Below are 21,142 nucleotides of genomic sequence, written 5' to 3' on the forward strand. Positions count from 1 at the left end.
ATGCTTCCCGATACAAAATTCAGGACTGTTACGGAAATATTGATATTTCGCGGCAAGGTCGAACCGGAGAAGACGGCATTCATTTTTCTCGAGAACGGCGAATCGGAACTGACTCGGCTCACGTTCGGCGACCTGGACAAGCGGGCTCGCGGCATCGCCGCCAGGCTGCAAGGCATGGCGCAACCGGGCGATCGCGTCCTGCTGGTCTATCCGCCCGGACTGGAATTCATCTGCGCATGGGTGGGATGCCTGTACGCCGGCCTGATCGGCGTGCCTGCCTATCCTCCGCGCAGGCATCGTCCCGCGGATCGTCTCAAGGCCATCGTCGCCGACGCCGGGCCGGTCGTCGCGCTGACCGACGCAGCCACGCTCGACGGCATGGTGCATCGCGCGGACGGCTATTCCGACACGCTGGAACTGAAGATCCTGGCGACGGACCGGAGCTTCGACGCACCGGCCGAACAATGGCGCGCACCGGAAATCACGCCGCAGACGCTGGCGCTTCTGCAATACACGTCAGGCTCCACCGGTACGCCAAAAGGCGTGATGATCAGCCACGCGAACATCCTGAGCAATATGGCTGTCATCGCCGAGGCGAGCGATGCCGATGCGTCGGCGGTGTTCGTCAGCTGGCTCCCGGTGTTTCACGACATGGGTTTTTTCGGGAAGGTGCTGCTGCCGATCTATCTCGGTGTGCTGTCGGTGCTGATGGCGCCCGCGGCGTTCGTGCAGAAGCCCATCCGCTGGCTGCAGGCAATCACGAAGTATCGCGGCACGCATTGCGCCGCGCCGGATTTCGCGTATGACCTGTGCGCGCGCAAAATATCCGATGAAGCCCGCGCGCAGCTGGATCTGAGCAGCTGGCGGGTCGCATTCAACGGCGCGGAACCGGTGCGCGCGGAGTCGGTGGCACGTTTTTCGCGCGCATTCGCCGCGTGCGGCTTCCACGCGCAAACCATGCGCCCCGTCTACGGCATGGCCGAGGCGACCTTGTTCATCTCCGGTCAGCCGGCACGCTCGCTGCCGCTCGTGGCGGACTACGACGCCGACGGCCTGGCACAAGGCGTGGCGACGAGAAGCGACCGCGGCAAGCGCCACGCGCTGGTCTCATGCGGTCGGACCTGGGCGGAGCACCGCCTGCAGATCGTGAATCCGGATACCGGTGAGCACTGCCCGCCCGACCGGATCGGCGAAATCTGGTTGACGGGCCCGAGCGTCGGCGTCGGCTACTGGAACCGCGTCGAGGAAACGGAGCACACCTTTCGCGCGAAGCTGGATGGCGATGACGCGCGTTACCTGCGCACCGGCGATCTCGGCTTCGTCGAGGGCGATAACCTCTTCGTCACCGGCCGCTTGAAAGACCTCATCATCGTCGCCGGCCGCAATCACTACCCGCAGGATCTCGAGCAATCCGCCGAAGGAAGCCACCCCGCGCTGGCGCCCAACGCGTCGGCGGCTTTCTCGATCAACGTCGATGACGTGGAGCGGGTCGTTATCGCATGCGAAGTGCGCCGGGAAGCGCTCAACACCCTGAACGCGGAAGCCGTCGCAGCGGAGATCCGGCGCAAGCTCGCCGAAGAGCATGACGTCGATCTGTATGCGGCGATCCTGTTGAAGCCCGCCACGATCCTGCGCACGTCCAGCGGAAAAATCCAGAGGAGCCGAATCAGACAGGCATTCCTCGATGAACAGGGGCTCGCGATCGCGGGCGAGTGGCGGCGTTCGTTTTCCCCGGAGGTCGCGCCCTCCGCGACAGCGGCACGCGACACGCAAGCGCTGGTGCAATGGTGCGTCGAGCGTGTCTCGCGTCTGTCGGGAATCGATTCCGGCAAAATCGACCCCGACGCGCCGTTCAGCATCTATGGGCTCGATTCGAAGGACGCCATCATGCTCTCTGGCGAGTTGCAGGACTGGCTCGGGCTGCCGGTTTCCCCTACCGTCGTCTACGATTTTCCGAGTATTTCCCTGCTCGCGCGCCATTTGAGCGGCACCGGGAATGCCATGCCGGACCAGGCGCCCGGTTCGGCCGAAGCACGCGCGGATATCGCCATCGTCGGCATGGGATGCCGTTTCCCCGGCGCCAGTCATCCCGACGCATTCTGGCAGCTTCTGCAGGAGGGCCGGGACGCGGTCGGCGCGTCGCAGCAGCGCGCCGGCGGCCTTCCGCCCACCGGACTGCTGGAACAGGTCGATCTGTTCGATGCGGCGTTCTTCGGCATCAGCGCCCGCGAAGCCGAATCGATGGATCCGCAGCAGCGTCTGCTTCTCGAGGTTGCGTGGGAGACGCTCGAGCATGCGGGGATCGCGCCCCGGAGTCTCGCCGGCGGACGCACCGCGGTCATCGTGGGCATCAGCAATTCGGACTACATCCGTCTGGCGCAGGAAGAAGTCGCGGATGTCGGCCCTTATGTCGCGACCGGCAATGCGCTCAGCGTCGCCGCCAACCGCATTTCCTACACGCTCGATTTGCGCGGCCCGAGCTGGGCGGTCGATACCGCGTGTTCGTCCTCGCTCGTCGCGGTTCATCAGGCGTGCCGCGCGCTGCAGCGCGGCGAGTCCGATGCGGCGCTTGCCGGCGGGGTCAACCTGATTCTGGCGCCGCAATTGAGCGCCTCCTTCACGCAATCGGGCATGCTTTCGCCGGACGGCCGATGCAAGGCGTTCGATGCGGCAGCCAACGGTTATGTGCGCGGCGAAGGCGTGGGCATGGTGCTGCTCAAGCGGCTCGACGATGCGCTCGAGAACGGCGACACCGTGTTCGCCGTGATCCGCGGCTCCGCGGTGAATCAGGATGGACGCAGCAATGGCCTGACCGCGCCCAATGGCCCGGCCCAGCAGGCCGTGATTCGCAGTGCGCTGCGCGATGCCGGCGTACGCGCGCAGGACATCGGCTTCGTCGAAGCGCACGGTACGGGAACGCCGCTCGGAGACCCGATCGAGTTGAACTCGCTGGCGGCGGTCCTGGGCGAATCTCGTCGGCCGGACGATCACTGCTGGATCGGTTCGGTCAAGACCAACATCGGCCATCTGGAGTCGGCGGCGGGCATCGCCAGCCTGATCAAGACCGCCCTTGCGCTACACCATCGTGCCATTCCGCCGAACCTCCATTTCCGGTCGATCAATCCTCAAATCGCGCTCGACGGCACGCCCTTCCGTATTCCGCAGCAGGTCACGCGCTGGCATTCGGAACACGGGCCGCGCATGGCCGGCGTGAGTTCGTTCGGCTTCGGCGGCACCAATGCGCACATGATCCTATCCGAAGCGCCACGGCCCGGGGAGATCGAAGCCGACTCGGCGGCGCCCGCGGCGCACGTCGTGACGCTCTCCGCGCGCACGCCCGAAGCGTTGCAAGCGCTGGCGGCGTCCTATGCGGCGTATCTCGACGCCCATCCCGAGGCCCGTGTGCGGGATGTCGCGTTCACGGCAAATACCGGGCGCACCCACTTCACGCGGCGAGCGGCCATCGTCGCATCGAGTCTCGATACGTTGCGTTCGCAACTGGACGCCGTTTCGGCCGGCGAGCCCGCCGAAACACCGCCTGCGGTGACCTTCCACTTTTGCGCCGACGACGGCGGCAGCGCCGACGCGGTTCGGCAATTGCGTTCAGCCAGCCCCGCCTTCGGCGCGCTGATGCAGCGGCAATCCGACGCGCCCGGGCACGTCTCCACCGAGGCCGGGTTCACGGCATTCCAGCGCGCGCTGGCGCAACTGTGGATGTCCTTCGGCATTACGCCGCTCGCCGTCAGCAGCACGGGCGACGGGCATCGCGCCGCAGCCTCGCTGGCGGGCGTGCCGCAGGCGCCGGACGGCGGTGCGGCGGGAAATCACGACATCGTGATCGAAATCGGCGCGCACACGGCCGCGTGGGACACGATCCTGCACACGCTCGCCGAGCTCTACGTACGCGGCGCGTCCATCAACTGGGATGCCGTGGAGCAGGACACACCGCGCCGCCGGCTCGCCCTGCCGACCTACCCGTTCGAGCGTCGCGGCTTCTGGATCAGTCCACGCGCGCCTCGGCATCCGTTGCTCGGGCGCCTCATGGAGCCGCACGCGCATGCGCCGGCCACGTGGATCTGGCAGTCGCGTCTCGACGCTCCGGCAACCATCTTTCTCAGCGGTCATCGCGTCAAGGGATCGCCCGTGCTGCCCTATTCCGCCTACGTGGAAATGGCGCTGGCGGCAACTTCGGAAATCGGCGCCGCCAGCCATACCACGTTGAAGGACCTCGCACTGCATGCGCCGTTGCCGCTGCATCCGCATGAATCGTGCACCGTGCAGACCGTGCTGAGTCGCCAGTCCTGGGGACCGTTTTCGTTTGCCGTCTATCACCGGATCGAGGACACCAGCGCCGCCGCGACATGGCAGATGTGCGCGAGTGCCGAAATTCACGAATCGGATCGGAGCCACGCATGAAATTCGGCCTGATGTTCTTCGCCAGCAGTGAAGAGGCGCTGTCCGGCAACAAGTACCAGCTCGTGATGGAAAGCGCGCGTTTCGCCGATGCGAACGGGTTTTCCAGCGTCTGGGTGCCGGAGCGCCATTTCACCGAATTCGGCTCGCTGTACCCGAATCCCGCTGTCCTGCACGCCGCGCTTGCCGCTGCCACCCGACGCGTGAAGCTGGTCGCAGGCAGCGTGGTCGCAGCGCTGCACAACCCGATCCGGATCGCGGAAGAATGGTCCATGGTGGACAACCTGTCGAACGGCCGCGTGGGCGTGTCGTTCGCGTCCGGATGGAATCCGGACGACTTCGTGTTCGCGCCGGACAAATACGCGACCCGGCAGGACGACATGCTGACCACGATGCGCGCCGTCCAGCATCTGTGGCGCGGCGGGTCGCTGGATGCGAAGAACGGCGTCGGCAAGCCGGTGCAGTTGCGCATCTATCCGACGCCGGTGCAGCCGGAACTGCCCGTCTGGGTGACTGCCGCGAGCAATCCGCAGACCTTCGTGCGCGCCGGCGAAGTCGGCGCCAACCTGCTGACCCACGTGCTCGACCAGGATCGGGACCAGCTCGCGCACAAGATCGCCCTCTACCGCGACGCGCGCGCAAAGCATGGCTTCGATCCGGCGGCCGGCACCGTGTCCGTGATGCTGCACACGTTCGTCGGCGACGATGCGGCGCGGGTGCGCGAGCAGGCGCGCGCGCCGTTCTGCAACTACATCCGCAGCAATATCGGACTGTTGAACGGGTTGGCGCAGAGCCGCGGCCAATCGGTGGACGTGCGCGCGATGGGCGCGCGCGAACTGGACGAGTTCGTCGAGTTTCTCTATGAACGCTTCGCGCAATCGCGCGGCCTCATCGGCACGCCGGAAACCTGCGTCGAACTGGTGCGGGATCTCGAGTCGATCGGCGTGGACGAAGTGGCCTGCCTGCTCGATTTCGGTCCGCCGGTCGAGCTGATCCTCGGCAATCTTCCGCAGTTGCGTCGACTACGGGAGATGTGCGCCCCCAGGCGATCCGCCGCGCCGACGAGATTCGATGCCGCCGAGGTGCAGGCCCGCTGCACCGAAACGACTTCGGGCGCCGACTTCAATGGCGAAATCCGGCAGCACGGCGTGCAGATCGACGGCGTGTTCAACGCAATCCAGCAGATCTGGCGCACGGCCGGTGAGGCGCTGGGGAAAATCAGCCTGCCGGCGGACGCGCTGGCATCGTCGCAATACCAGGTGCACCCCGCTTTTCTCGACGCGTGCAGCCGCGTGCTCGCCGCCGCTATCGATCCGGACGCGCTGGAGGCAGGCGACCTGTACCTGCCCAGTTCGATCGGCGCGGTACGGGTTCATCAGCCGCCGTCGTCAGCGGATGCGTGGAGTCACGCCACGCTGCGCAAGCCGAGCGGGCAAGGCGCGCTGGAGGGCGATATCCGCGTCCACGACCTCGCCGGGCGACTGCTGATCGAGATCGATGCGCTGCGGTTGCAGCATGTGCGTTCCGGGCGAACCGTCGAGCGGCACGACTTGTCCGCGCTGCTTTATCGGCGCGTCTGGAGACCGTCGAGCGTCGACGCGGCAACCGGCGGTTCGGCGCAGGGCGAGTGGCTGATTCTCGCGGACCGTGGCGGCGTCGGCGCGCAACTGTCGGCTCTGCTGGAAAGCGCGGGCGATACGTGCACGCTGCGCTTCGCCGACGCGACGCCGGAACTGTCCGCGCTCGACCGGCCGCTGAAGGGCATCATTCACCTGTGGAGTCTCGATCTCGCGCCCGCCGACATCGCGTCGCGACGGCGTGCCAGCGCGAGCGTGCTGCAACTGGTCAGGGCGCTCGCGTCACGCGCACCGGCAGCCCGGCAGGCGCGTCTGTGGCTGGTGACGTCGGGTGCGATGAATGTGCTGGACGGCGAATCGACCGCCGTCGCGCAGGCCCCCCTGTGGGGATTGGGCCGCGCGATCGCCGTGGAGCATGCGGCGATGTGGGGCGGGCTGGTCGACCTCGATCCCGCACAGCCGTCAGCGGCGCACATCGTGCAAGCGGTACAGGCCGGCGGCCGTGAAGACATGATCGCGTTTCGCCGCGGACAGCGCTACGTCGCGCGTATCGCCCGCGACGATCGCGAATTCGTCAGCCACCGGCCGATCCGGTTCCACCACGACGCGACCTATCTGGTGACCGGCGGGCTCGGCGGGCTCGGCCTGCGGCTCGCGTCCTGGCTCGCCGACAACGGCGCCGGCAAAGTCGTACTGCTCGGGCGCGGCGCGCCCTCCCCGGCAGCCGAGAAAATCCTGCAGACGCTCGACGCGCGGTTCGTTCGCGCCGACCTGTCGCGTCGCGAGGACGTCGCGCAAGCGCTCGGCGAAATCGCGCATTCGATGCCGCCACTCAAGGGGGTCTTTCACCTCGCCGGCGCGCTCGACGATGCACTGCTGACGCGCCAGGACGACGACTTCTTCCATCGCGCCGGAAGCGGCAAGGCCGACGGCGCCTGGTATCTGCACGAGCTGACGGCCGACTTGCCGCTCGACCATTTCGTCCTGTTCTCGTCGATGGCCGCGCTGATCACCATGCCGGGCCAGGGCAACTACGCGGCGGCGAACAGCTTCCTCGACGCCCTCGCGCAGCATCGGCGCGCGCAGGGGAAACCAGGGCTCAGCGTCAATTGGGGGCCGTGGGCGGACATCGGCCACGCCACGACCGACTACGGACGCCGCGCGCACGAACAACTGGCTGCGCTCGGCGTCGGCACGCTGCCGCCCGAACTGGCCATCGCGACGCTGGAACGGCTGATGGCGTCGGGCGTCGCCCAGTCCGGGGTGGCGCGCATCGACTGGCCGACCCTGTTCCGGGTCGATGCGCCGGCCGCCGGGTCGGCGCTGTTTTCCGAACTGGCGCAACCGGCCGCGCAGCCTGCGCAGCAAGAGACGGCATTGCTGCGCCAGTTGCATGCGTGCGCGCCGCGCGAGCGGATCGAGCTCATCGCCGACACGCTCGCGAAGATGCTGGCCGAGACGCTGCGGCTCTCCGGCCCCGACGCCATTGCGCCCGAGCAATCGCTGCTCGATCTCGGCCTGGATTCGCTGATCGCGCTCGAACTGACCGACCGCCTCACCAAGGTGTTCGGAAGGCCGTTTCGCGCGACGCTGTTCTTTTCCTATCCGAACCTGCAAACGCTCGCCCGGTTCGTTCTCGACGAACTGTCGCCGTCGCTCCCCGCGCCTGTCGTCGACAAAGCATCCGACGACCTCGACGAGGACGACCTTTCCGAACTGATCGCCCAGGAGATAGGCGCCCCATGAACGCCAAGGCCACGCATGCACTGAAAGCCGCGCTCGACGAACTGCGCCTGCGGCGCGCCGAAATCGCGGCGCTGCGTTCGGACCGCAACGAACCGATCGCCGTCATCGGCATGGCTTGCCGCTTCCCCGGCCGCAGCGATACGCCGGACGCGTTCTGGCAGTTGCTCGATGACGCGCGCGATGCCGTCACCGAAGTGCCGGGCGAACGCTGGGACATCGATCGCTATTACGACCCCGATCCGTCCACGCCCGGCAAGATGGCGACCCGCCACGGCGCCTTTCTCGAACGCGTGGATCAATTCGACGCGGCGTTCTTCGGGATCGCGCCGCGCGAAGCGACCTACCTCGATCCGCAGCAACGGCTCCTGCTCGAAGTGGCCTGGGAGGCGCTCGAGAACGCCCATCTCGCGCCCGAGCGCTTCCGGCAGTCCGCCACGGGCGTGTACGTCGGCATTACCTGCTTCGATCATGCGATCCAGGTGTCCAATGCGTCGATGCCGTCGAGCAGCTACGCCGGCACGGGCAGCGCGCTGAACATGGCCGCGGGCCGGCTGTCGTTCGTGCTGGGCCTCACCGGCCCGAGCATGGCGATCGATACCGCCTGCTCGTCGTCGCTGGTCTGCCTGCACCTGGCCTGCGAAAGCCTGCGCTCGCGGGAAAGCAACATGGCGCTCGCGGGCGGCGTCAACCTGATGCTGTCGCCCGAGGTGATGGTCAGTTTCTCGCAAGCGCGCATGCTGTCGCCGGACGGACGCTGCAAGACCTTCGACGCGGCGGCGGACGGCTATGTGCGCGGCGAAGGGTGCGGCATGGTGGTGCTCAAGCGCCTCGCCGACGCGCTCGCCGACGGCGACCGGGTGCTCGGCATCGTGCGCGGCACGGCGGTCGACCAGGGCGGCGCGGGCGGCGGGCTGACCGTTCCGAGCCGCGATTCGCAGGAACGGGTGATCCGCCGCGCACTGAACCAGGCCGGCCTCGCGCCCGGCGACGTCTCCTATGTCGAGGCCCACGGTACCGGGACGTCCCTCGGCGACCCGATCGAGGTCGAAGCGCTGGCCGGCGTCTACGGCCCCGGGCGCGCGGCGACCGAGCCGCTCGTGATCGGTTCGGTCAAGACCAATATCGGGCATCTGGAATCGGCCTCCGGCATCGCCGGCCTGATCAAGGTCCTGCTGTCGTTCGAGCACGACCGGATTCCGGCGCACCTGCATTTCACGCAGCCCAATCCGCATACGCCGTGGCAGGACATTCCAATCCGTGTCGCGGCCGATCCGGTCGCATGGCGGCGCGGGGAACGCAGGCGAATCGCCGGGGTGAGCGCGTTCGGGTTCAGCGGCACCAATGCCCACGCGATCGTCGAGGAACCGCCCGTCGCGCCGGCGCACGCCGCGCAGCGCGGGCTGCTGCTGCTGTCGGCCAAATCCGAAGCGGCGCTGGCAGCGCTCGCGCAACGCTACGAGCGCGCGATCGCCGGCGCGCCGCCGCGGGAGCTGGCCGCCATCTGCCGCGCCGCCGCCACCGGACGGAGTCACTATCCGTTTCGAGCGGCCTATGTGTCGGGCGTGAGGGAAGCGTCGGCGGCCGCGGCGCGCACGGGCAAGGCGTTGCGCATGGGCTTCCGGTTCGGCGCGCCGGACACCGGCGTCGCGCGCGAGCTCCACGCGTCGGAACCGCTGTTCCGCGACGCGTTCGCGCGTTGCTCGGTGCCGCTGGAGGCACTCGATACCGACGCGGGCCGTTTCGCGATCCAGTTCGCGTGGGCGGAACTGTGGAAGGGATGGGGCATCCGCCCGTCCGTCGTATCGGGCCACGGCGTCGGCGAATATGTCGCGGCCTGCGTGGCGGGCGTCGTGAGCGTTGCCGACGCGCTGCGCCTCGTGGCCGCCCGGTCGGATGCCGAAGCGTTGCGCGCCGCGCTTCAGGACACGCCGCTCGCACGGCCGTCGGTCCGCCTGATCTCCGGCTGCCTCGGTGCCGAAGTGACCGACGAGGTGACGCATCCGCAGTACTGGCTGCAGCTTGCCGGGGCGTCGGAGCAAGCCGACGCGCCGCACACGCCGGAGGGGCTCGTCGACGGCTGGCTGCCGCCGCCATGCGCCGGCGATGCACTGGAGCGCGCACTCGCGGTGCTGTACGTGCAGGGCTGGCAGTTCGACTGGAGCGCGCTGTTCCCGGCGCCCGCCCAGCCCGCCACGACCTTGCCGAACTACCCGTTCGAGCGGCAGCGCTTCAGCCTGGAGAAGATCCAGCCGCCGATCGTTGGCATGGATGCCGGCAGCATCGACGAAGCGTTGCGGCACCTCAAGTCGTCGGGCAAGTACTCGGAGGACGTGCTGAACGCCTTTCCGGACCTGCTCAGGACTGCGTTCGCCCCCGCCGAAACCGCCGCCCCGACCGCACACCCGCTCTATCACGTGGTGTGGGAGCCGCAAGCCGCGTTGCCGGCGGCCCGGTTCGCCGCCGACGCGTCGCCGTGGCTGATCTTCGCGGACGAGAGCGGTGTCGGCGAACGGCTCGCGGCGCTGCTGCGGGAGCACGGCGCATCCTGCTCGCTGGTGCGCCCCGGCCCTGACCATGGCGCCGGCGCGGAAGCGGGCCGGCAGATCGCGCCCGAGCGGCCGGACGATTTCGTCCGCTTGCTGAACGAGACCGCCGCCCCCGGCCAGCGCATCGTCTTTCTATGGGCGCTGGACGAAGCCGTCGGCGAGACGCGCATGTCCACTGCCCTGCTGCATCTCGTGCACGCGCTGGTCGGCAGCGAGCGCGAGTGGACGCCTTCGACCCGGCCCAGGATCTGGGTAGTCACGCGCGACGCGGTGGAAGCCGGCGCAGCGCCGCACGTATCGGGGTTCGCACAGGCTGCGCTGTCGGGCCTGGCACGCGGGGCGATGATCGAGCATCCGGAATGGTTCGGAACCGCGATCGATCTCGATCCGGCCGCGCCGGAAGACGAGACGCAGGCGCTGCTTCAGGAGATGCTCGGCGAGAGCCGCGAAGAACAGGTGGCGTTGCGGCACGGCGCGCGCCATGCCGCGCGCCTGAGCCCGCTCGCGCAAGCCGAAACGGCCGCGCTGCGGGTCGAACCGGACGCGGCCTACCTGATCACCGGCGGATTCGGCGCGCTCGGGCTGCACACCGCCCGGTGGCTGGCGGCGCGCGGTGCAGGCACGCTGATCCTGGTCGGCCGGCAAGGCGTCGCGAGCGACGAGAGCCGGCGGGCGATCGCCGAGCTGCGCGAGCGGAACGTGTCGCTGCGCTGCGAGCGCCTCGATATCGCCGACCCGGTGGCGGTCGCCGATTTTTTCGCCGCGCTCCGGCGCGATGGCGTGCCGCTGCGGGGCATCGTGCATGCGGCCGGCATCGTCGGCTACAAGCCGATCATGCAGGTCGAGCGCGAGGAGCTGGACGCGGTCCTGCAACCCAAGGTCGCCGGCGCGTGGCTGCTCCATCAGCAAAGCGAGCACTTCCCGCTCGATTTCTTCATCCTGTTTTCGTCGATCGCGTCCGCGTGGGGTTCGCGTGAGCAGGCGCACTACAGTGCCGCGAATCGATTCCTCGACGCGCTCGCGCATCATCGCCGCAGCCAGGGCCTGCCGGCCCTGAGCGTGAACTGGGGGCCCTGGGCGCAAGGCGGCATGACGTTCCCCGAGGCGGAAGCGCTGCTGCGGCGTGTCGGCATCCGTTCGCTGGCGGCGGATCGCGCGCTCGACGTGCTGGATCACCTCCCCGCCGTGCCACAGGTGGCGGTCGTCGATATCGACCTGGCACTGTTCCAGGGCTCCTACGAGGCGCGCGGACCCAAGCCGTTCCTCGACCGCGTGCGGGTGGGCGGAAGCCCGCCGAGCGCGCCGGCGATGCCGGCGTTGAGCGGCTCATCGCCGCGCGAGCGAAAGCGCCTGCTGGCGGACAGCATCGATCGCGCGGTTGCCCAGGTGCTCGGCTACGGAGCGGGGACGCTGGATCGCGACCTCGGCTTCTTCGAGATGGGCATGGATTCGCTGATGGCGCTGGACGTGCGCACGCACCTCGAAAAAGCGCTGGGCATCCCGTTGTCGGTCGCGCTGTTGTTCGATCATCCGACGGTCAACGCCCTCGCGGATTTCCTGGCGGAACAGTCGTCCGGCGCCGCGCCGGACGCGGACGCGCACGCGGCGCCGACGCAGGCCGTGCCGGCGCAGCCGCGGCCGGTCGCGCCGGCCATCGAGGCCCGCGAGGCCGGCACGCCGGAACCGATCGCCATCGTCGGCATGAGTTGCCGGTTTCCGGGCGCCGCGCACGATCTCGACGCCTATTGGCGGCTGCTGAACGACGGGGTGGATGCGATCTCCGAAGTGCCGCGCGAACGCTGGGATGTCGACGCGTACTACGATCCGGATCCGGAAGCGCCGGGGCGCATGGTTTGCCGCTTCGGCGGTTTTCTCGACGACGTCGATCAGTTCGATCCGGCCTTTTTCCGTATCACGCCGCGCGAAGCGGCCGCGATGGACCCGCAGCAGCGCCTGTTGCTCGAAGTCAGTCACGAAGCGCTGGAGCATGCCGGCATTCCCGTCGACAGTCTCAAGGGCAGCCGGACCGGCGTCTTCATCGGCATCACCACCAACGATTACGCGAACCTGCAGCTTCGCAACGGCGGCGGCAGCGGCATCGACGGCTATTTCTTTACCGGCAATCCGCTCAACACGGCGGCCGGCCGCATCTCCTATGGGCTGGGCGTGCAGGGGCCGAGCATGGCGATCGACACCGCCTGCTCGTCGTCGCTCACCGCGATCCATACCGCCAGCCAGAATCTGCGCACCGGCGAGTGCGATCTCGCGATCGCGGGCGGCGTCAATCTGATCCTGTCGCCGGACAACTCCATCGCCGTCTCGCGCACGCGGGCGCTGGCGCCCGACGGCCGCTGCAAGACCTTCGACGCGGCGGCGGACGGCTTCGTGCGCAGCGAAGGCTGCGGCGCACTGGTGCTCAAGCGCCTGTCCGATGCGCTCGCCGCGGGCGATCGCGTGCTGGCCGTGCTGCGCGGCTCGGCCGTCAACCACGACGGCGCGTCGAGCGGCTTTACCGCGCCGAACGGACGCGCGCAGGAAGCCGTCATCCGCCAGGCGCTGGGCGGGCTTCCCGCCGCGTCCATCGATTACGTGGAAGCGCACGGCACCGGCACCCCGCTGGGCGATCCCGTCGAGGTGCAGGCGCTGGCAACGGTGTTCGGCGAAGGCCGCGACGGGGGCCGGCGGCTGCGCGTCGGCTCGGTGAAAACCAACATCGGCCACACGGAATCCGCCGCCGGCATCGCGGGGGTCATCAAGGTCGTGCTGTCGCTGAACCACGACCGCCTTCCCGCCCACCTGCATTTCCGCCACCCGAGCCCGCTGGTGCAGTGGGACGCGCTGCCGCTCGAGATCTGCGCCGAGGCGAGCGCGTGGCCGCGCGGCGAGCGGCCACGGCGAGCCGGCGTCAGCGCGTTCGGCGCGAGCGGCACCAATGCCCACCTGGTGCTGGAAGAAGCACCCGCGCCGGCGCGGCCGGCGACGCCGTCGAAACACAAGGTGCATCCGCTGGTGCTGTCGGCCAAGACGCCGGCGGCATTGCGAGAGCTTGCCGGGCGCTATCAGCGGCGGCTCGAAGCCGAACCCGGTCTCGATATCGCGGCCGTGGCGTTTTCGGCGGCGACCGGCCGCTCGCATTTCGCGCATCGGCTGGCGCTGCCGGTGACGTCGCTCGAGGACGCCATCGACAAGCTGCGCGCGTTCCAGGCGAAGGAACCCGCCGGCGCGGCGCAGCCCGCCCCCCGCGTGAAGATGGCATTCCTGTTCACCGGCCAGGGCTCGCAATACGCCGGCATGGGCCGCCGTCTGTACGACGCGTATCCGGTGTTCCGCGACGCCATCGACCGCTGCCGCGCGGTGGCCGATCCGCTGCTCGACAAACCGTTGCTCGAGGTGCTGTCCGCCCAGGGCGAGGAGATCCACCAGACCGGCTACAGCCAGCCGGCCCTGTTCTCGCTTCAGTTCGCGCTCACCACGTTGCTGGCGTCGTTCGGCGTGGTGCCCGACGCCGTGATGGGCCACAGCGTCGGCGAGTACGCGGCGGCTTGCGCGGCCGGCGTCTTCTCGCCGGAAGACGGCCTGCGGCTGATCGCCGAACGCGGCCGGCTGATGCAGGCGTTGCCCCGCGACGGCGAGATGGCGGCCATTTTCACCGACCTCGCGACGGTCGAACGCGCGATCGAGGCCTATCCGCACGATGTCGCGGTGGCGGCCGTCAACGGTCCGGCGAGCATCGTGATCTCCGGCAAGCGCGAGCGCATCGCGATGCTGGTCGACGCGTTCGCCGCGCAAGACATCCGGTCCGTGCTGCTCAATACGTCGCACGCGTTCCACTCGCCGCTGGTCGAGCCGATGCTGGACAGCTTCCAGGCCGTCGCGAAAGCCGTGCGCGTCGCGCGCCCGGCGATCCCGTTCTATTCGAATCTCACGGGCGCCGTGATGGACGAGGCGCCCACCGACACGTACTGGCGCCGTCACTGCCGGGAGCCGGTGCAGTTCGCGAGCAGCGTCGAGCGCCTCGCCGAAGCCGGTTTCAACGTGCTGGTCGAAATCGGCCCCAAGCCGGTGCTCGTCAACCTGGCCCGCGCGTGCTGTGCGCCGGACGCCGGGATCCAGTTCCTTGGCCTGCAGCGGCCGCAAGTCGAACAGCAAGCGCTGGTCGAAACGCTGTCGAGCCTGTATGCCCGCGGCGTCGATGTCGATTGGGCCTCGACCGAAACACCCGCGCCCACGCGCGTCGCATTGCCGTCCTATCCCTTCCAACGCAGCCGTACCTGGTTCCAGAAAGCGGACACGTCCATGACTCAGACAAGCGCATCACCCATCGCCGCAACGCCGGCGCACAACCGTAGCGGCGAGGTTCTCGAATGGCTTCGCGGCAAGATCGGCGAATTGATCCAGGCCGATCCCGCCACCATCAACATCGACCTGCCGTTCCTGGAAATGGGCGCCGACTCGATCGTGCTGATCGAGGCCATCCGGCACATCGAGAAGCAGTACGGCGTGAAGCTGGCCATGCGCCGCTTCTTCGAAGACCTGGCGACGGTGCAGGCGCTCGCCGAGTATGTCGCGGACAATCTGCCGGCGGCCGCCGCGCCGTCCGGGGCCGAGTCCGTCGCAGGGCCGTCCACGGTCGCGGTCGCGGTCGCGCAGTCCGCGGAGGTGCTTGCGCCGCTCGCCGCCGCCCCGGCGGAATGGGTGGCGGCCGAAGGCGGCTCCACGGTCGAGCGCGTGTTGCGGGAGCAGAATCAGTTGCTGTCCCGCGTGATGAGCCAGCAGATGGAACTGCTGCGCACGTCGCTGACCGGCCAGGCCGGCGTCCGGCCGACGACGGTCGCCGCACAAGCCGTCGCGAGCACGGCGAGCGTCGCGCCCACGGCCGCGATCGCGGTCCCGGCCGCCGCGCCCGCAACGAAGCCCGCGCCTGCAGCTGCCGCCGCGGCGAACGATCGGCCGCCCAAGCCGATGATGCCGTGGGGCAGCCCGGTCGAACAGCGGGCGCGCGGCTTGTCCGCCGTGCAGCAGGAGCATCTCGAAGCGCTGATCGTGCGCTACACGACGCGCACCCGGAAATCGAAGGACTCGGTGCAGGCGTCACGCCCGGTGCTGGCCGACAGCCGTGCCACGGTCGGCTTCCGCTTTTCGACCAAGGAGATGCTGTATCCGATCGTCGGCGATCGCGCGGCCGGTTCGCGGCTGTGGGATATCGACGGCAACGAGTACATCGATTTCACGATGGGCTTCGGCGTGCATCTGTTCGGCCACACGCCGGACTTCATCCAGCAGCAGGTCACCCGCGAATGGCAGCGCCCGCTCGAACTGGGCGCGCGCTCCAGCCTCGTCGGCGAAGTGGCCGCGCGCTTTGCCCGCGTCACCGGCCTCGATCGCGTGGCGTTCTCGAACACCGGCACCGAGGCCGTCATGACCGCCATGCGGCTCGCGCGCGCCGTGACCGGGCGCGACAAGATCGTGATGTTCACGCATTCGTATCACGGCCATGCCGACGGCACGCTCGCCGCGGCGAACGCGGAAGGCGTGACGGAAACCATCGCCCCCGGCGTGCCGTTCGGTTCGGTCGAAAACATGATCCTGCTCGACTACGGCAGCGACGCCGCGCTCGAGGCCATTCGCGGCATGGCGTCGACCCTCGCCGCCGTGATGGTGGAGCCGGTGCAGAGCCGCAACCCGTCCCTGCAGCCCGTCGCGTTCCTCAAGGAATTGCGCCGCATCACCGAGGAGGCCGGCGTCGCGCTGATCTTCGACGAAATGATCACCGGCTTCCGCGTCCATCCGGGCGGCTCCCAGGCCATGTTCGGCATCCGGGCCGATCTCGCGACGTACGGCAAGATCATCGGCGGCGGCCTGCCGCTGGGCGTCATCGCCGGCACCAGCCGCTTCATGGACGCCATCGACGGCGGCATGTGGACCTACGGCGACCATTCGTTCCCCGCCGCGGACCGCACCGCGTTCGGCGGCACGTTCTGCCAGTATCCGCTCGCGATGGCGGCCGCGCTGGCCGTGCTGGAGAAGATCGAACAGGAAGGTCCGGGGCTGCAGGCCGCGCTCAACGAACGGACCGCGCAAATCGCCGGGACGTTGAATGCGTTCTTCGCGGAGGCCGAGGCGCCGATCAAGGTCACGTGGTTCGGCTCGATGTTCCGCTTCGAATTCACCGAGAACCTCGACCTGTTCTTCTATCACATGCTCGAAAAGGGCATCTACATCTGGGAATGGCGCACCTGCTTCCTCTCCACCGCGCATACGGATGCCGACATCGACCGGTTCATCCGGGCGGTGAAGGACAGCGTCGCCGACCTGCGCCGGGGCGGTTTCATCCGGCCGCACTCGAAGCACGGCACGGTGGCCGCGCTGAGCGAAGCGCAACGCCAGCTGTGGATCCTGTCGGAAGTCGATCCCGAAGGATCGCTGGCCTACAACGTCAACACCACCCTCGAGCTGAATGGCCGGCTTGACGAGGCCGCCATGCGCGCGGCCGTCCAGGGCCTGGTCGATCGGCACGAGGCGCTGCGCACCACGTTGACGCCGGACGGGTCGGGCCAGATCGTGCATCCGTCGCTGACACTCCAGATTCCGCTGATCGACACGGACCAGGACGCGTGGCGGGACCACGAAAGCCGCCAGCCGTTCGACCTGGTGAGCGGTCCGCTGTTTCGCGCCGCGCTCGTGCGCCTGGACAGCGAGCGTCACCTGCTGGTGATGACGGCCCATCACATCATCTGCGACGGCTCGACGTTCGGCATCCTGCTCGAGGATCTGGCCCGCGCTTATGCCGGTGCTGCGCCGGCCGCGGCGCCGCTGCAGTTCCGCGAGTACCTGAAGCAGCTCGACGGCCAGCGCCACAGCCCGGAAACGAAAGCGAATCGCGCGTACTGGCTCGAGCAATGCGCGCGCCGGGCCGAACCGCTGAATCTTCCGTTGGACTACCCCCGGCCCGCGGTGAAGACGTTTCACGGCGAGCGCGTGTCCCTGCATCTGGACGCGGCGGAGGCCGGGTCGCTGCGCGCCGCCGCCCGTCAGAACGGCTGCACGCTCTACATGATGCTGCTCGCGGGCTTCAATCTGTTCCTGCACCGCATCGCCGGCCAGCAGGAGATCGTCACCGGCATCCCGGTGACCGGCCGTTCCGTGGCCGGCAGCGATCGCCTCGCCGGCTACTGCACGCATCTGCTGCCGCTGCGCTCCACGCTGCCCGAGCAGGCCACCGTGGCCAGTTTCCTGGCCGGCACCCGGCAGAACCTGCTCGACGCGCTCGAGCACCAGGATTATCCGTTCGCCGAGCTGGTCCGCGAAATCGGCGCGCAGCGCGATCTCAATGCCGCGCCGCTGGTATCGGCGGTCTTCAACCTCGAACCCGTGTCGGCACTCCCCGAACTGCCCGGCCTGACGGTCGGCCTCGTGGCCCCGCTGATCCGCTATACCGCGTTCGATCTGAACGTCAACGTGCTCGACGCGGGGCAGGAACTCCTGATCGATTGCGACTACAACACCGATCTGTTCGACGAAAGTACGGTGCAACGTTTCCTCGCCATTTACCGGACCTTGCTGATGCGTCTCACGGACGATGCGTCGGCTGCCGTTGCCCGGCTGCCGTTGCTGAGCGATGCGGAGCGGGATCTGCTGACCGTCGAATGGAACCGGACCGAGATGGATTTCGGCGATGACGCCGCGCAACCGCTGCATCGGCTGTTCGAACAGCAGGTCGAGCGCACGCCCGATGCCGTCGCCGCCGTCTGCGACGACGCCTCGCTCACCTACGCCGAACTCAACCTGCGCGCCAATCGCCTCGCCCATCGCCTCATCGAACTCGGCGTCGTTCCCGATTCCCTCATCGGCGTGGCGATGGAGCGCTCGCTCGACATGATCGTCGCGCTGCTCGCCATCCTCAAGGCCGGCGGCGCTTACGTCCCCGTCGATCCAGACTACCCCGCCGAGCGCGTGCGCTTCATGATCGACAACGCACAGTTGCGCTGGCTCCTCACCCAGCAGCATCTGCTTGCCGCGCTGCCCGACACCGACGCCCGCGTGATCGTCGTCGATCGCGACACGCTCGACCTCGACGCCGCGCCCGCGTCCAACCCCGCGCCTGCGCTGAGCGGCGACAACCTCGCCTACATGATCTACACCTCCGGTTCGACCGGCAGGCCCAAGGGCGCGCTCAACACCCATCGCGCGATCACCAACCGCACCCTGTGGATGCAGCACGCCTACACCCTCGGCGCCGACGATGCCGTGTTGCAGAAAACCCCGTTCAGCTTCGACGTCTCGGTCTGGGAATTCTTCTGGCCGCTCATCGTCGGCGCGCGCCTCGTGTTCGCCCGCCCCGGCGGCCAGCGCGAGACCGACTACCTGGTCGAACTCATCGAGCGCGAACGGATCACCACGATCCATTTCGTGCCGTCGATGCTGCGCGCCTTTCTCGATCATCCGGACCTCGACGCGCACTGCGCGTCGCTGCGCCGCGTCGTGTGCAGCGGCGAGGCCCTGCCGTTCGATCTACAGCAGCGTTGCCTCGCGCGCCTGGACACCAAGCTGTTCAACCTCTACGGCCCCACCGAGGCCGCCGTCGACGTGACCGCTTGGGAATGCCGGCGCGACGACCCGCACCGCATCGTCCCGATCGGCCGGCCCATCGCCAACACCCGCCTCTACATCTTGGACGCGCAGTTGCAGCCCGTGCCGGTCGGCGTGGCGGGCGAGCTGCTGATCGGCGGCACGCCGGTCGGACGCGGCTACCACGGCGAGCCCGAACTGACCGCCGAGAAGTTCATCGCCGATCCGTTCTCCAACGACCCGCACGCACGCCTCTATCGCACCGGCGATCTCGCGCGCTACCGGCCCGACGGCAACATCGAGTTCCTCGGCCGCATCGACCATCAGATCAAGCTGCGCGGCCTGCGCATCGAACCCGGTGAAATCGAGGCGGCGCTGACTTCGCACCCGCTGGTCGACGCCGCCGTCGTGGCGCTGCGCGGCGTGGACGACGGCGCGCGACTCGTCGCATGGCTGCGCTCGTCGCACCCCGAAGCCGAACTGATCGAAGCGGTGCGCGGCCACCTGCGGCAGCGGCTGCCGGATTACATGGTGCCGTCCGTATTCGTCGTCGTGCCCGCGTTCGAGCATCTGCCCAACGGCAAGCTCGATCGCGCCAGGCTGCCCGAACCCGGCGACGGCCTGGACCACGTTGCGCCCGACAACGCGCTCGAAGCGCAGTTGACGGCAATCTGGCAGGAAGTGCTCGGCAAGGCGCGGATCAGCACGACCGCCAATTTCTTCGAGCTGGGCGGCAATTCGCTCTCCGCGACGAAGGTCGTCGCGCGCATCCGTCGCGATCTGCATGCGAAGCTGGAAATCCGCAGCCTGTTCGCGCACCCCACCATTTCGAGCCTCGCGAAGCGCATCGCCGATACGCAGCCGATCGATTACGCGCCGGTGACGCCGCTGCCGGTGCAGACGCACTACGAACTCTCTCCCGCCCAGACGCGGCTGTGGGTCCAGGATCGCCTCAATGCGGCGCAAGCCGGCGGGCCGCTGCCCACGTCCCTGCTGTTCGAGGGCGTGCTGGACGTGGACGCGCTCGTGCGGGCGTTCCGCGCGTTGAGCGAACGTCACGAGATCTTGCGCACGCGCTTCGTGCTGGCAGGCAATCAGCCGGTCCAGCAAGTGCTGCCGCCCGGCGAGGCCGCCTTCGCGGTCGAGGTCGTGGATCTGCAGGATGCCGAGGACCGCGATGCGCAGGCCATGTCGATCCAAGCGAGCGAACGGCTCGCGCCGATGGATCTCGCCACCGGTCCGCTCTTCCGCGTCAAGCTGCTCAGGCTCTCCGAAGTCCGTCACGTCTGCATCTGCACGATGCATCACATCGTGAGCGACGGCTGGTCCACGGAGGTGCTGCTCGACGACCTGTCGAAGATCTATGACGCGTTTGTCCAGCGTCGCGACAATCCGTTGCCCCCACTCCCGATCCAGTACAAGGATTACGCCGGCTGGCTGAACCGCCTGCTCGCCGGGCCGGACGGCAAACGCATGAAGGAATACTGGCTGACCAAGCTGGGCGGCGGCCTGCGCGCGCTGGAACTGCCGGGCGACCTCGAGCAGCCGGCCGCGCCGAGCTGGAAATCCTGGCAATTCGAACTGCCCGCCGCCGAGACGACGGCGCTGGAATCGCTCGGCAAGCGCCACGGTGCGACCTTGTTCATCGCGCTGCTGTCCGCCATCAAGGCGCTGTTCTACCGCCGTTCCGGCCAGGAGGACATTGTCGTCGGCACGCCGGTCGCGGGCCGCGAGCTGCCCGAACTCGAGTCGCAGGTCGGCCCCTACCTGAACGTGCTGGCGCTGCGCGATCGCGTCGCCGGCGACGATCGTTTCGACACGCTGCTGACCCGGGTGCGGGACACCACCCTCGAAGCGTTCTCGCACCCGCTGTATCCGCTGGATCGCTTGCTCGACGAGCTGCACATCAAGCGCGTTGCGGGGCGCAATCCGCTCTTCGACATCGGCCTGACGCTGCAGAACCAGCGACAAGGCGCCGTCGATCGCTACGCGGGACAAGTGCACATCGCCGAGCTGCCGGACCACGACCCGCAGGGCGCGGACGCGGAAGCCGCGACGGACTTCTGGTTCCTGGCCGAGCCGCGCGCCGAGGGCCTCGCGATCAGCGTCGTCTATCACGCAGGGCGGTTCAGCGAGGCCCTGGTGCAAGGCCTCGCCAACGAACTGACGTCCGTCATCGGGGAAGTGCTTGCCAATCCCGGCGTTCGCATCCGGAACCTGACCTTGGGACAACGCGCGCTGCACACCGAAGCCCGCCAGCCCACCGTCGAACTCAGCGCATTCTAAGGAGCC

General features: G+C 68.5%; 3 protein-coding genes. All 3 read left to right on the plus strand.

The window, feature by feature from the left end; translation table 11 throughout:
• Genes ACNQQL_RS06275 through ACNQQL_RS06285 form a run of 3 tightly spaced genes read left to right on the plus strand, consistent with a single transcriptional unit; the run spans nucleotide 1 to nucleotide 21,136 of the window.
• Nucleotides 1–4,416, plus strand: a complete 4,416-nt coding sequence (locus tag ACNQQL_RS06275; protein WP_347063591.1) for a beta-ketoacyl synthase N-terminal-like domain-containing protein — start codon at nucleotides 1–3, stop codon at nucleotides 4,414–4,416.
• Nucleotides 4,413–7,736 carry a type I polyketide synthase gene (locus ACNQQL_RS06280; protein ID WP_347063592.1) on the plus strand — a complete coding sequence of 1,108 codons (3,324 nt, stop codon included), beginning with the start codon at nucleotides 4,413–4,415 and terminating at the stop codon, nucleotides 7,734–7,736. Before ACNQQL_RS06275 ends, ACNQQL_RS06280 begins: the two co-directional genes overlap by 4 nt.
• Entirely contained in the window at nucleotides 7,733–21,136 is a 13,404-nt protein-coding gene (locus tag ACNQQL_RS06285; protein WP_347063680.1) for a non-ribosomal peptide synthetase/type I polyketide synthase, read from the plus strand. The genes ACNQQL_RS06280 and ACNQQL_RS06285 overlap by 4 nt, the downstream gene beginning before the upstream one ends.
• The last annotated feature ends 6 nt before the right edge of the window (nucleotides 21,137–21,142 follow it).

This window comes from Burkholderia sp. LFS061 (genome assembly GCF_047978125.1).
Taxonomy (GTDB): Bacteria; Pseudomonadota; Gammaproteobacteria; order Burkholderiales; family Burkholderiaceae; genus Burkholderia; species Burkholderia pyrrocinia_C.